Source organism: Microvirga zambiensis WSM3693 (genome assembly GCF_016735695.1).
Classification (GTDB): Bacteria; Pseudomonadota; Alphaproteobacteria; order Rhizobiales; family Beijerinckiaceae; genus Microvirga; species Microvirga zambiensis.
The window spans coordinates 36,574-50,589 of sequence record NZ_JAERQD010000028.1 but is presented as its reverse complement, the minus strand read 5'-3'; the positions used below and the strand labels follow the sequence as shown (position 1 = coordinate 50,589).

12 protein-coding genes are annotated in these 14,016 nt (G+C 61.7%); all 12 read left to right on the top strand.

From position 1 onward, the window contains the following. Positions 1–3 precede the first annotated feature (3 nt). On the top strand, positions 4–903 hold the full coding sequence (locus tag JKL46_RS20160) for a dihydrodipicolinate synthase family protein (protein ID WP_201836535.1): 900 nt from the start codon (positions 4–6) through the stop codon (positions 901–903). Between the two features lie 15 nt (positions 904–918). Continuing rightward, positions 919–1,929, top strand: coding sequence for a proline racemase family protein (locus JKL46_RS20155; protein WP_201836533.1), 1,011 nt, complete (start codon positions 919–921; stop codon positions 1,927–1,929). Positions 1,930–1,958: 29 nt separating this feature from the next. Beyond that, positions 1,959–3,392 (top strand): NAD-dependent succinate-semialdehyde dehydrogenase, encoded by a 1,434-nt coding sequence (locus JKL46_RS20150; RefSeq protein WP_201836530.1) that lies wholly within the window; start codon positions 1,959–1,961, stop codon positions 3,390–3,392. A gap of 295 nt (positions 3,393–3,687) precedes the next feature. Continuing rightward, positions 3,688–4,923 carry an NAD(P)/FAD-dependent oxidoreductase gene (locus JKL46_RS20145; RefSeq protein WP_201836529.1) on the top strand — a complete coding sequence of 412 codons (1,236 nt, stop codon included), beginning with the start codon at positions 3,688–3,690 and terminating at the stop codon, positions 4,921–4,923. Positions 4,924–5,328: 405 nt separating this feature from the next. After that, positions 5,329–6,165 (top strand): hypothetical protein, encoded by an 837-nt coding sequence (locus tag JKL46_RS20140; protein ID WP_201836528.1) that lies wholly within the window; start codon positions 5,329–5,331, stop codon positions 6,163–6,165. A gap of 793 nt (positions 6,166–6,958) precedes the next feature. Beyond that, the gene (locus tag JKL46_RS20135; RefSeq protein WP_201836527.1) at positions 6,959–7,933 is read left to right on the top strand and encodes a proline racemase family protein; all 975 of its coding nucleotides are present in this window, start codon (positions 6,959–6,961) and stop codon (positions 7,931–7,933) included. 165 nt (positions 7,934–8,098) lie between these two features. Continuing rightward, on the top strand, positions 8,099–9,334 hold the full coding sequence (locus JKL46_RS20130) for a metal-dependent hydrolase family protein (RefSeq protein WP_201836522.1): 1,236 nt from the start codon (positions 8,099–8,101) through the stop codon (positions 9,332–9,334). Between the two features lie 57 nt (positions 9,335–9,391). After that, positions 9,392–10,609 carry an ABC transporter substrate-binding protein gene (locus JKL46_RS20125; RefSeq protein WP_201836514.1) on the top strand — a complete coding sequence of 406 codons (1,218 nt, stop codon included), beginning with the start codon at positions 9,392–9,394 and terminating at the stop codon, positions 10,607–10,609. 59 nt (positions 10,610–10,668) lie between these two features. Continuing rightward, positions 10,669–11,535, top strand: coding sequence for a branched-chain amino acid ABC transporter permease (locus JKL46_RS20120; RefSeq protein WP_201836512.1), 867 nt, complete (start codon positions 10,669–10,671; stop codon positions 11,533–11,535). After that, on the top strand, positions 11,535–12,422 hold the full coding sequence (locus tag JKL46_RS20115) for a branched-chain amino acid ABC transporter permease (RefSeq protein ID WP_201836510.1): 888 nt from the start codon (positions 11,535–11,537) through the stop codon (positions 12,420–12,422). The genes JKL46_RS20120 and JKL46_RS20115 overlap by 1 nt, the downstream gene beginning before the upstream one ends. Continuing rightward, positions 12,419–13,177 (top strand): ABC transporter ATP-binding protein, encoded by a 759-nt coding sequence (locus tag JKL46_RS20110; RefSeq protein WP_201836508.1) that lies wholly within the window; start codon positions 12,419–12,421, stop codon positions 13,175–13,177. Before JKL46_RS20115 ends, JKL46_RS20110 begins: the two co-directional genes overlap by 4 nt. Further along, on the top strand, positions 13,174–13,881 hold the full coding sequence (locus tag JKL46_RS20105) for an ABC transporter ATP-binding protein (RefSeq protein ID WP_201836506.1): 708 nt from the start codon (positions 13,174–13,176) through the stop codon (positions 13,879–13,881). The genes JKL46_RS20110 and JKL46_RS20105 overlap by 4 nt, the downstream gene beginning before the upstream one ends. The last annotated feature ends 135 nt before the right edge of the window (positions 13,882–14,016 follow it).

Sequence of the window (14,016 nt, the reverse complement as noted above, 5' to 3'; positions counted from 1 at the left end):
ATCATGGCTAGCGTAAACTGGAGCGGGATCTTCCCAGTCCTCGTCACTCCCTTCGGCGCCGATGGCTCGATCAATGAGACCCGGTACAAGGAGCTGATCGACGACGCGATCGCCAATGGCGCGCAGGGCGTGGTGGCAGCCGGCAGCACCGGCGAATTCTATGCCCTTACCAAGGACGAGCGCGCCCGCCTCTACAAGCTGGCCGTCGACCACGCGGCGAGCCGCGTGCCCGTGCTGGCGGGCGTGGCCGACCTGCGGGTCGAGGACGTCCTGGAAGCGTGCCAGTCCGCCGTCGCGGCAGGTTGCGCAGGCGGGATGATCCTGCCGCCCATCTACGCCATGCCGAGCCCGCGAGAGATCGTGGCCTTCTTCGAGTATATCTCCCGCAACACCTCGCTGCCGCTGATGCTCTACAACAGCCCGCGCCGTGCCGGCGTCGACATCACCCCTGCGCTTGTGGAACAGCTTTCCGCCCTGCCGACCGTAGTTGCCATCAAGGACAGCTCCGGCGCCATTACCCAAGTGAACGAGCTCGTACAGCGCGTGGGTGACAGGCTCCGGGTGTTCGTCGGCTACGAGACCATGATCGTGCCCGCCCGCGCCGTCGGTGCCCATGGGGTCATCGCCATGGCGCACCAGATCGCCGGGCCCCTGATCCGCGACTACTGGGACAAGGCGCTCACCGGCGACAAGGCGGTGGAGGACCTCGGCCGCGACGTCTTCGCCTTCTACCGCTGCTTCCAGTCCGGGGCCTATTACGCGGCCATCAAGGAGACGATGAGCCAGCTTGGCCGTGACGCGGGTGGCCCGCGCCTGCCGCTCCTGCCGCTGGCCGACGAGCAGAAAGCCGCCATCGCCAAGATCATCGCCGACGCCGGTCTCGTCCGTTGGGCCAAGGGCTAAGGGAGAGGGCGCCCCATGCGGTCCAATCTCGTCATCCAAGGGATCGACGCCCACACCGAGGGGTGCCCCATCCGCGTCGTGACCTCAGGCGCGGGCTACCTCCCCGGCACCACGATGGTGGAGAAACGCGCCGCGTTGATGGCCCGCGACGAGTTCCGTCGCCTCGTGATCTTCGAGCCGCGTGGGAGCTTCAACATGTGCGCTGCCGTACTGGTCGAACCCACCAGCGAAGGCGCCGACATCGGCATGCTGATCATGGAGCCCGACACCTATCCGCCTATGTGCGGACACTGTGCCATCGGCGTCGCCACCATTGCGGTGGAGACCGGTCTCGTGCCGTCGCAGGAAGGTGAAAACATCGTCAGGCTCGACACGCCGGCTGGCGTCGTGCCGGCACGGGTGAGGGTGGAGCGCGGCCGAACCGTTTCGGTCACTTTGGAGATGCCGACCTCGTTCCTCTATCGGGACGACGTCGTGATCGAGACGCCGAACCGCGGCCCGATCAGGGGCGCCATCGCCTTCGGCGGCGATTTCTACTTCATCGCCGACGCAGGCCAGTTCGGCCTTTCCCTGAAGTCCGAGGAAGCCTGGGCCATCGTCGAAGCCGCCAACGAGATCCGCGCCGGCCTCTCGGCCGTCTCGGTAAAACATCCGGAACAGGCCCACATCAACGAGATCTACCAGATCGAGTTGACTGCACCGCCGCTGACCCCGGAGGGCGACGGCCGCAACGTGGTCATCTGCCCGCCCCAGGTGATCGACCGCTCTCCCTGCCGCACCGGCACGGCCTCGCGCATGGCCTATCTCGCGGCCACCGGGAAGCTCAAGGTCGGCGATACCTTCGCACATGAGGGCATCCTCTCCACCCGCATGATCGGCACGGTCGTCTCCGAGGCCGAGATGACCGGTGGCTACAAGGCCATCGAATGCACGGTTGCGGGCCGCGCCTACATCACCGGCTCGTTCCAGTATTACCTTGACCCAGAGGACCCGTTCCCGGCGGGCTTCCGCCTAACTGGCGTCTAAATGCACCTTCCACAGTCCAAGGATAAGATATGTACACCAAACTGGCTCTCCTCATCGACGGCGAATGGATCGAAGAAACCGCTGCGGGAAGCGAACCCGTTCTCAATCCCGCCACGGAACAGCCCCTCGGCACGCTGCCTCATGCCGGCAAGGCGGAGCTCGACCGCGCGCTCGCGGCCGCAAGCCGGGCCTTCGAGGGCTGGAAGCGCACCTCGCCTTATGAGCGTGGCCAGATCCTGCGCCGCGCGGCCGACCTGATGCGCCAGCGGCTCGACCACATTGCCACCGTGCTGACGCTGGAGGAGGGTAAGACCCTCGCGGAAGCGAAGGGCGAGATCACCGCTGCGGCCGAGTTCTTCGACTGGTTCGCCGAAGAGGGTAGGCGCAGCTATGGTCGGGTTATCCCGGCGCGCCTGCCCGACATGCGCCAGACCGTCACCCAGGAGCCGGTCGGCCCCGTCGCCTGCTTCACGCCGTGGAACTTCCCGGCCGTGACGCCGGCGCGCAAGATCGCCCCTGCTCTTGCGGCTGGCTGCACCTGTATCATCAAGCCCGCCGAGGAAACCCCTGGCACCACCCTGGAGATGGCGCGTGCGCTCACTGATGCCGGTCTGCCCAAGGGCGTGCTGAACGTGGTCTTCGGCGTTCCGCCGGAGGTCTCTGAATATCTCCTGCGCTCCCCGGTGATCCGCAAGATCTCGTTCACCGGATCGACTCCGGTGGGGCGTCACCTCGCTCGATTGGCAGGCGAGACCCTGACGCTGGCCACCATGGAACTCGGCGGCCATGCGCCGGTGATCGTGGCGAAGGATGCCGATATCGCGCGCGCGGCGGAACTCTCCATGAGCATCAAGCTGCGCAACACCGGCCAGGTCTGCACCTCGCCGACCCGCTTCTTCGTGGAACGTCCGGCCTACGAGGAGTACCTTGAGCACGCTCGCGCCTTCGTCGAGAAGCAGGTGGTGGGCGACGGGCTACAAGCGGGCACCACTGTGGGTCCGGTCGCCAACACGCGCCGCGTCGCCGCTATGGACGATCTGATCTCCGACGCCTTATCCCACAAGGCCCGGCTTGTTGCTGGTGGCGAGCGCCTGAAGGCACCGGGCCTGATGTACGGGCCGACCATCTTGGCCGACATGCCCGACCACGCGAAGGCCATGACGCATGAGCCATTTGGCCCGCTTGCGCTGGTGCAGCCCTTTGATGACATCGACCAGGCGCTCGCGCGAGCCAATGCGCTGCCCTATGGTTTGGCCGGATATGCTTTCACCCGCTCCGCCGCGACCGCCAATCGCATCTCGGAGGAGCTTGCGGTCGGCGTCATCGGCATCAATCAAATGGTTGTCACGATCCCGGAAACCCCCTTCGGCGGCATCGGTGACAGCGGCTGGGGCCGAGAAGGCGGTATCGAGGGGCTCGAGGCCTATACTGTCAAGAAGTACGTCGGCCACCTTCAGGTATAGCAGCGCTGTGTGGAACGACATGCAAAAGGGAAGGCAGGGTAACAGACGCGGACAGTCGGCCGGCGTCCCATTCCGGCAGTCCACATGCGAAGGCGGAGAATGATCCATTCTCCGCCTTCAACGAACCCTGCACCGCGCGGTTGGCCTGGAGTCCCTTGCAGACAGACGGGCGGGGCCACAGGTCGAAATCGCTTGAGATGTTGGCCCCAGGCGCAGGAAATCACGATGGCCACACTAGTCGATGACTTGGTCCTCCGCACCGATCGGGTGACCCGGCCCAGAGAGGAGATACCCCATGGCTGAACCGCGTACCGTCGCCGTCATCGGCGGTGGCGTCATCGGCGTCAGTTGCGCCCTCATGCTGGCGCGGGAAGGACACCGCGTCACCGTCATTGAGGAGGGGCGCATCGGCCATGGCTGCTCCTGGGGTAACGGCGCCCAGTACAATGTGGGCGCATCGTTCCCCATGGCCTATCCCGGCGTGATGTGGCGCGCGTTGCGCTGGCTCGCCGACGCGAACGGTCCAGTGCGCCTCGCCCCGCGTGAGCTGCCACGCACCCTTCCATGGCTGGTCCGCTTCCTGCGTACTGGCCGTCCGGGGGCCTGGGAGGCTGCGTATACGGCGCTGCACGCTCTCAACGCCCCCTGTGTCAAGCTCTATCAGGAGATGCTTGGCGATACCGAATGGAAACGGGTGTTCCGGCCGAACGGTGCCTTGCATGTTTGGCGCGACGGATCGCTCGGTGCGCTGGACGGTGTCATGGATAACCTACGGACTAGGTATGGCGTGGCCTTTGAGAGGCTTGACGCCGAGCAGGTGCGCGAGCTGGAGCTTGGCTTGTCCCCCGACTACCGGCGCGGGATCTTCTTTCCCGGCAGCGGTTCCGTGAGTTCACCAGTGGGGCTGGTGGAGAGCCTCATGCAACAGGCTGCTGCATTGGGCGTTGCAGTCGTGACGGCGGGGGTCAAGGCGATCGAGCCCGGCCCCAACGGAGTAACGCTACAGACAAGCACCGGGCCCCACCACTGCGATACGGTGGTCATTGCGGCCGGCATCGGCAGTCGCGACTTGGCGCGTTCCCTGGGGATTTCGCTGTCGCTGACCAGCGAGCGTGGCTATCACATCACCATGCCTGGCATTGCCGGCGCCATCAGCCGCCCCGTGACCGACGCCGCCTCTGCCTTCGTTGCCACGCCGCTGGACGAGGGGCTGCGCGTCGTCGGCATCGCCGAGTTTGATGCGCCTAACGTGCCGCCCGACAAGAGACAATGCGAAAAGCTGCTCGCCTGTGCGCGCACCATGCTGCGCGACAAGCCGGTCGGAGAGGTGAGCGAATGGATGGGTGTGCGGCCGTCGACGCCGGACAGCCTGCCGATCATCGGTCCGCATCCCAATCATGCCGACATCCTGTTTGCCACCGGCCATGGCCACATGGGCATCAGCGGTGCTCCCATGACGGCGGCCCTGATCAGCGACCTGGTCGCCGGTCGGGAGCCGCGGGTGTCGTGTGTTCCTTATCGCGTGCGATAACGACGGAGGGAGGAGCTTCAGTCGTGCGCCAACTCCAACGATAAATGTGGTTCATTTGAAGGTGACACAATTCAAATTGGCAAAGGAGAGTTCAATGAACTGCTCGACATCTGCGCCCATTGATGCCGCCATACATGTACCTCTCCGAGCTAGACCAGCCTCCGCGCCGGCGGGCGCCGAAGGACACCTTGTCGCTTTTGAGAGCTTCAAAGCAACCGGAAAGCTGAAACGTTCGGTCCTCGACAGCGGAACCCGAGCTACGAGCCTTCCTCATACAATCTCGCCACCGACTTTCAATGCCGGCAAGGACGGCCTCAAGGAGGCGCTCAACCCTGAGCCGCGACGAAACCTTCGTCAACTTGCCTAGGCGTCCATCATCATCTCAGTTCAATCGAGGCTTGTTCAATGACCAAAACCGATGTCGAAGGCGGCAAATGCTTCCCCAGTTTAAGCCTTATAGGTGCCGGAAGGCTTGGCTTGGCCCTGGAAAGTCGACTGAGGTTCAAGGGGGCCAATGTACCGCTTTGGAGCCGACGGTACGAGAGCGCCGCTCGGCCGTCACCGCCGAGCACTGGGGACGGCAACGTAGTTTCTTTCGAGACGGTCGCAAAGTCGGACGTTTTGCTTTCTGCTATTCCTAATCAAGCTCTACTCCGTCTCACTGCGCGTCAGCAATTGCGTACCTTTGACGGCGTCGTATTTGCGATGGGGATAGATACCTCCGTTCAATGTATCCGTGAGGTACTGTCACAAGCTTTGGTCATCCGGCTGAGCCCGGCCATTCCGGCAGGTGGCGGAGAGATCACTTCTGTCGGATTATTGGATGCAACGGCTTCGAATGACCCCCGGCTAGGTGTAGCAAAGGCAGCGTTAGAGTTGCTGGGGCCGGTGACTTGGATTGACGAAGAGGCCCTCTATGACCTTACGACGCTTCTTGCTGGCCCGCTTCTCACGCTCCTCAAGTCGGCCATTTCCCGAACGGTTGAGGCCAGCCTCGAGGCTCATCAGCTTCCGATTCAGGCCAAAGGTGAGCTAGAGCGCACAGTGTTCAAGGAATTGGTGCGCCGATCACTCGGCAGCAGCGAATCCACGCAACAAGCCGAAAAGGAGAGGGCGACGCCGGGTGGTGTAACAGAGATTGCACTTCGCCATAAAGAGCAGCTTAGTGGTCAGCTCCTGGGAATCGTAGAGTTGATGTTGGACCGCATGGCAAACTTGCGAGCTGAGCAGAGATCTCAATGAGGCCCGAAATTGGATATCAACCACATTCAGGTGCGATGACATCTTTGTGCGAGACATTGTAACTGTATCGATGAATGCGCTGCTAGCATGACAGGCGAACGTCCAATCCGCCCAGATGCCCGCGGCGCAATCCGCTTCATCATCTCTCCCTTTAGCAAAGGGAGAGATGATTGCCGAAATGCAGGTTTGACTTGAGCCTTCATCGGAGACGACAGAGCCCGGGCATTCAGACTGACAGGAGCCGGTCCCAATTGGTCTCGCTCCTTCCTGCGGCGCTGATCAGTGCGATGTAGACGCAGACGTTGCTTCTGGATTGAAAGCGGATCACGGCCTCTCGCCTGAGCTGATGGGTCGGAGCTGAAACCTAACAATGACCAGATCTATGTGGTGTCACCTCGTCGGCGCCGTGCCTCAAGGTTCGAGCATACCTCCGCTCTACGAAGGGCGGCGCTGCGTTTGATGGGCCTGGCGCGCCGCCGCCGAGCGTTGAAACGAGAAGCCCTCGCCCGCGCCCAACATCATTCTGCCGGACCTGCCAATTATCCAGGTGCGCAAATGGATAGGTATGCGGTCCTCGACGAAGGGCAGCCCACCAATCATTGACGCACGTCTCGACATGGCACCGCCCTGGTCTGTGGCGTCGTCGCGAGTCGGGCACCTTCGGCGTCCAGCGCTCCGAATTGCGTGCAATAAAGGCAGCAGACGCCGCAAGTTTAGCCTTGCGTTCATTTGCGCGATTGATATAGTTCATTCCCAAGTTGACATAAGTCATTACGACAGGGAGACTCAGTCTATGCGCACCAGCCGCCTTTTCTCCGTCATTGACTCTCACACGGCCGGTCACCCCACCCGCGTAGTCACGGCAGGCATCCCGCCGCTGCGTGGGCAATCCGTCCGCGAGCAGCGGGATGATTTCCGCGCCAATTATGACGGTTTGAGGACGCTTCTGCTTCACGAACCGCGTGGGCATGCGGCCATGGTAGCGGCGGTGCCCGTGCCCTCTCGCGAGGCGGATCGGGGGCTGTTCTTCGTTTTCTCGTATAGCTACGCCGATATGTGCGGCCATGCTACGATCGGCTATATCGCCAGTCTCGCGGCAATGGGCGCGCTGCCGTCAGGCTTCGAGAAAGACGGCATGTCCATCGAGACGCCAGCGGGCATCGTTCATGTGACAGGAACCTTTGAGGGTGACCGACTGACGTCCGTCGTGCTCCGCAATGTACCGGCCTATGTTGCGGCCTCCGACATTGTGCTTGAAGCCGAAGGGCTCGGCACGGTGACCTGCGACATCGCGTATGGTGGCATCGTGTATGCGCTGGTCGACGCCGACCAAGTCAATCTTCCCTTCGACATCGACCATGCCAGCCAGTGGTGTCGCGCGGGTATGGCCATCAAGGGAGCGCTCAATGGCCGAGGCGGCGAGCAACCGCAGGTCAGCAGTGTCCTGTTCCACCGCGCCGTCGAGGGTGGCGCCCGCCATCTCGTGGTTCTGGCCGGTAACAAGTTCGACCGTTCACCCTGCGGCACCGGCACCTCCGCGCGGCTGGCCCAACTCCATGCGCGCGGCAAGTTGGCGGTAGGCGCACCCTACCGCGCCGAGAATATTCTCGGTGTGCCCTTCGCGGCCAAGGTCATCGCCTTAGCCGAAGGCAAGGAGGGCCAACCCGCCGTGATCCCCGAGGTGCGTGGCATGGCTCATATCAGCGCATTTTCCACCCTCATGCTGGAGGCGGACGATCCTCTGCCCGCTGGTTTCCTTCCAGGCTGATGGAGAGTCCCATGAAGTTCGACCCGTCCGATGACGATAGGAATTGGGACATCAATGATGCCGAGCCTTCCTTTTGTGAGGGACATGTTTCCTTCGTGATGCCCCGCGCAACGTCTCATCGTCGCTTTTCTCTGCGCCCGCCGGCGCACCATTTGAGGTATCGTCATGTCTAGCTACTTGTTCAAGAACGCCCGTATTGTCGACGGCAGCGCGGCTGAGCCGACCGAGCCCATGCAGGTGCTCGTCGAGGGCGGCCAGATCCGCGACGTCGGTAGGGAGGTCACCGCCTCCGCGGAGCAGACGATTGATCTCGCTGGCAAAGTGCTGATGCCCGGCCTGATTGATTGCCACGTTCATACGATTGCTGCGGGCGCGTCGTTCGGACGGAATGCCGAGCTGCCGGACTCCTTGGTAGCTGCACGATCCTCTCGCGTCTTGCGAGGTATGCTGATGAGAGGCTTCACGACCGTGCGTGACGCCGGAGGCGCTGACTTCGGGATCAAGTGTGCTGTCGAGGAGGGGACTTTCTTAGGCCCGCGTCTCGTCATTTCCGGTAAGGCGCTAAGCCAAACAGGCGGCCACTGTGATTTCCGCGGACGCTTCAACAGCCGCCCCGAGATCCGTTCAGGTTTCCCTCTCGGTGCCCTGGGTCGGATTTGCGACGGCGTATCCGAGATTCGTCTGGCTGCCCGCGAGGAGATCAAGGGCGGCGCCGATTTCATCAAGATCATGGCGAACGGAGGGGCCGCTTCACCAACGGATCCGATTCACTTTCTTGGCTTCTCCCGTGAGGAATTGCTGGCAGTCGTTGAGGAGGCGAAAAACGCTGGAACGTATGTGGCTGCCCACCTTTACACGGACGCCGCAATCCGACGCGCCGCAGAGGCAGGTATTCATTCCCTGGAGCACTGCAATCTGATTCAGCCCGAAACGGCCAGGTTCGCGGCAAGCCAGGGCGCGATAGCGGTTCCGACCCTCGTCACGTTCGATAAGCTCTTGGCCGAGGGAGCCAGCAATGGCTATCCGGCTGACGCACTCGCCAAGGTCGAGGTTGTCCAAGCGGCCGGGACTGAATCGCTTTCCATCATGAGGGAGGCCGGATTGCCAATGGCTTACGGCTCCGATCTTCTCGGTGACATGCATCGCCACCAATCGGAAGAGTTCGTCATTCGCGGACGGGTTCTTCCCGCCCACGAAGTCATCGCTGCCGCCACCTCGGTGGCTGCCAAGCTGTGCCAGATGGAAGGCAAGATTGGAACCGTCGCCCCCGGTGCCTTTGCCGATCTGATCGTGATCGACGGTAACCCACTCGACGACCTGTCGCTTCTGACCCACCAGGGCGGGCACATGCCGCTGATCATGCGGGAGGGGGTGATTGTCAAGAATGAGAGCCTGAACTGAGGCTGGGCGAACCATTACCGACGCGCAAAACAACCAATAAGGAAGAGGGAAGTTACCATGATGAACCGCAGACAACTCCTGGCAACCATGGCGAGCACCACTCTCCTCGCCACCGCTCGCGAGGGCTTCGCCCAGGGAGCCCCGACCTTCCGCATTGCCGCTCTCAATCCGATTACGGGATCGGGCGCTGCTTACGGAGCAGGTATGCAGAAGATGATCCTGGCCGCGGTGGAAGAGGTCAATGCCGCCGGCGGTGCTGGGGGGAGGAAGATCGAAGTGGTGGCCGAGGATACCCAAAGCCAACCTCAGGCGGGCGTCCTCGCGGCCAAGAAACTCATCGAGATCGATAAGGTCCAAGGGCTCATCGGCATTTGGTCCTCCGGTGTTGCGCTCGCGACAATTCCATTGGCGAATGACGCCAATATCCTGTTTATGTGTACCTCCGGAGCCCCGGAGATAACGAATCCTCAGGTCAATTCAAAGGGCCTCGTATACCGGTTCAATACAACGGGCGACGGATACGGCCGCGCGTTCGCTGAAGCCTGTGCGCGGGAGGGCTTCAAGCGCCCCGCTACGATGGCCTTCAACAATGCCTCTGGCATTGGCATTGTCGATGGGTTCCGCAAAGCCTGGGAGAAGAACGGCGGCAAGGTTGTCGAGGCCGTCGTCTACGAGCCAAACCAGCCCAGCTATCGTTCTGAGTTGCAGAAGGTGCTTGCTGCCAAGCCCGACGTCATCGTGACCGGATCCTATCTGCCCGACACCACCATCATCTTGCGGGAGTGGTTCCAGACGGGCGACACGCAAAAGTGGATGCTCCCCGGACAGGCGGCCAACCCGGACCTGATCAAGGCGATCGGCCCCGAGGCGAGCGAGGGCCTGTTCGTGGTGAACTCAATCTCCAATGAGATGTCGACTGCGTACGCGAAGTTCGATGCTGCATACCGCAAGGCCATGAACCAACCAGGGACCTCCAACATCTATGCCGCCATGGCCTGGGACATGGTCATCGTTCTCGCCCTCGCGATGGAAGCCGCCGGACCCAACGCTAATGTCGCGGCGATCAATGCGAAGATCCGGGAAATCGCCAACCCGCCCGGGAAGCAGGTTTCGAGCTTCGCCGAGGGCAAAGAGGCCTTGAAAGCCGGGAAGGTGAACTACGATGGTGCCTCGTCCGCCGTCGACTTCAATCAGGCCGGAGATGTTCTTCCTGACTTCGATCTCTCTGTGATCTCGAAGGGCGTGATCACTCGGAAGAACATCATCAAGATCTGAACTCCACAAGGCTGGGGCGTGGCAGCCCAGGCTGCCTGCCCTCCACTGAGGGAATTAGCATGACAGCTTATGCTGAACTTATGATCGGCGGCCTCATGTCTGGCCTTGTCGTTGGATTGGCCGCACTTGCCATTACGTTGGTATTTGGCATCGCGCGGTTTGCTAACGCTGCCACGGGCGACACGATGACGGCAGGGGCCTATGTGGCGTTGTCCGTATCGGGAGCCACAGGGTCGGTCATTGTGGGTGGCCTGGTCGGCGCCCTTGCGGGCGCTGCCATCGGCGTGGTCGTCTATTTCTTGATATTCCGGAAGCTGGCTGGCAGATCATCGGTGGCGAACCTTCTTGCGTCCATAGGTGTCGCCTTCATCATCCGCGCGATCGTAGGTGTGATTTTCGAGCATCAGCAGCAAGTGTTTCAACTCCCGCTCGTTCGACCGTGGCGTATTCTCGACATCCGCGTCCAGCCGAGCGACCTCAATCTGGCGATCGTCGCGGTCCTGACTTTGGCTACGGTCTTCCTGATCCTGTATGCGACGCCCGTCGGCCGACGCATGCGTGCCGTGGCCGATGACCCGGGTCTGGCACGAATTTCCGGTATTTCTCCAACCCGCGTGATGATCGCCCTCTGGGCATTGGCCGGATCCGTTTCGGCCGTTGCAGGCGTGATGTACGGCATCAAGACCGTCGTCACCCCTGAAATGGGATGGGACATGTTGCTGCCGGCCTTCGCGGCCGCGATCCTAGGTGGCATCGGGCATCCAGTCGGCGCGATCTGCGCAGGAATCCTCCTCGGCACCATACAGGAGATGGCTACGCCATTCGTTGGATTCACCTACAAGCTCGCAATCTCCTTCGTGGTGCTGCTGATTGTGTTGCTCGTCCGTCCAAGCGGATTGTTCGGCCGAAATGAGGGAGCCCGCTGATGGAAGCTTACCTTGTCGCGATGGCGATCATAACCGCTATCTACGTCCTTCTGGCACTCGGCTTGAACCTGCAATACGGTCTCACCGGGCTTACCAATTTCGGCCATGTCGGATTTTTCTGCATCGGTGCCTACACGGCAGCCCTGATGGGACAGATCGGGATCCCTTGGCCGATCTCATTTCTGGCGGGTGCCGCTCTTGCGGCGCTCGCAGCTTGGCCGCTCGGATTGGTCAGTCTAAAACTGCGGGACGATTACTTCGCTATCGTGTCGCTTGGCTTCTCGGAAATCGTCAGGATCGTCGTCACGAGTGAGCAGTGGTTGACGAAAGGCGTCCAGGGCATAACGGGCATCCCCAAGCTGCTGGGCTTCCTGGGAACCGGACTGACGCAATCTCTCGCGGTGTTGGCTCTGCTCATCGCCGTCAATGTGCTGGCAGGTCTCGCGAACCGCCGCATCGTGCGCTCCCCCTTCGGACGCATGATAGAAGCGATCCGCGACAATGAGGAAGCCGTGAAGGCCCTCGGAAAAGATCCGGCCGGCTTCAAGATCCAGGTCCTGATGCTCGGAGCAGCGCTCGCTGGCGTCGCTGGAGGATTCTACGCCCATTACATCGGCTACATCGTGCCTGAGCAGTTCATCCCGCTCATAACCTTCTATGTCTGGATGGCGATTATCATCGGCGGCGTTGGACGAATCTCAGGTGCCTTCGCCGGGACGCTGATCCTCATGATCTTCCTGGAAGGATCTCGGTTTCTCCGCGGCGTCATACCGTTTGTCTCCGAAGTCGAGATGGCGAGCATTCGCCTTGGTATCATCGGTCTCGCGCTGGTGCTCTTCACGCTCTACCGCCCTCAAGGCCTGATGGGAGATTATACGAAGCGATGATCCTTACAATCGAAGGTCTCACAAAGGTCTACGGCGCGCTGCGAGTGGTAGACGACGTATCGTTCACTGTGCCGAGCGGCGACATCGTCGGCGTCATCGGCCCGAATGGGGCGGGAAAATCGACCTTGTTCTCATTGGTGACCGGGTTTCTGGACGCGGCGAAAGGACAGGTAAACCTGGACCGGAAGCCGATTGGAAGTCTGTCCCCGGTCGAACGGGCTCGCAGTGGCATGGTGAGGACATTCCAAGTGCCTCGAGAGTTCAGCCATCTCACCGTTTGGCAAAATCTCATGGCGGCGACGCCGAAGCAGAGCGGCGAAAGCCTCACCAATTTGTTCTTCCGTCCGGGGCGAATCCGCGAGGAGGAAGACATGAATTCCCAGAAGGTCGATGCGATGCTCGACTTTCTTCGGCTGTCACACGTTGCGCATACGCCGGCAGGGCGCCTCTCCGGGGGACAAAAGAAGTTGGTGGAACTCGGGCGGGCGCTGATGACGGGCGCTAGGCTGATCCTGTTGGATGAGCCATTCGCAGGCGTCAATCCCGTGCTGATCGAGGAGATCGCAGAGCGCATTCGGGAGTTGAATGCACAGGGTATCGGCTTTCTCATCATCGAGCATGATCTCGGTGCGCTCACACGCCTCGTCTCGACATTGCACGTGATGGACCGTGGGCGCCTCATTGCCTCGGGCGTGCCCGCAGAAGTGTTGGCGAACAAGCAGGTGCGCGAAGCTTATCTCGGAGGTACATCATGACAATCCTGTCCATTGAAGGCCTCAAGGGTGGCTATAGCGAGGTCGATATCCTGAACGGGATTGACCTGGTTCTCAGGGAAGGCCAAATCCTGACGGTCGCCGGCACGAATGGAGCCGGTAAGTCGACCCTTGCGAAAGCGGTCGTCGGACTGTTGCCGCGCGTCAGCGGGTCCGTCCGACTTGCGGGAAAGGACATCACGTCCCTGGCGCCCGAAAAGCGCGCGCAAAACGGTATCGGCTACGTCCCGCAGGTCGCCAATGTATTCCCCTCCCTCACGATTGCCGAAAACCTCGAGGTCGTGGAGGGTGTGCAGGACCGCAAGGCCCGGATCTCCGAGATGTTTCGGCTCTTCCCGGCTCTGGCCGAGCGCAAGCGCGCGCGGGCGGGGCGTCTCTCGGGCGGCGAGCGGCAGCAGTTGGCCTATGCCCGTGCGCTCATGACGCGTCCCCGCGTCGTGGTGCTGGATGAGCCGACTGCGGCGCTTTCACCTGCGCTCGTCGCAGACAGCTTCGCTCGCATCGCGAGCCTGGCATCCGACGGCACCAGCATTCTGCTGATCGAACAGCGCGCCCGTCAGGCGCTGGCAATCTCCAACCAGGGAGCGATCATGGATGGTGGACGAGTTGCCATGGAAGGTCCGGCAGCGGAGTTGCTCAACAACGAGAAGGCTGCCGATCTGTATCTCGGGCACTATTCCACATGAAACCGCTCCAGCGTCAGGTTTGATCACGATCGGGATTTGGCCGGGGATCACTCTTCACCTTGCGTAGGTGCAATGGAGTTGCTATAGACCAATTACGATAATGACATAATTCATTCCGTGCTTGATGGTGACTCG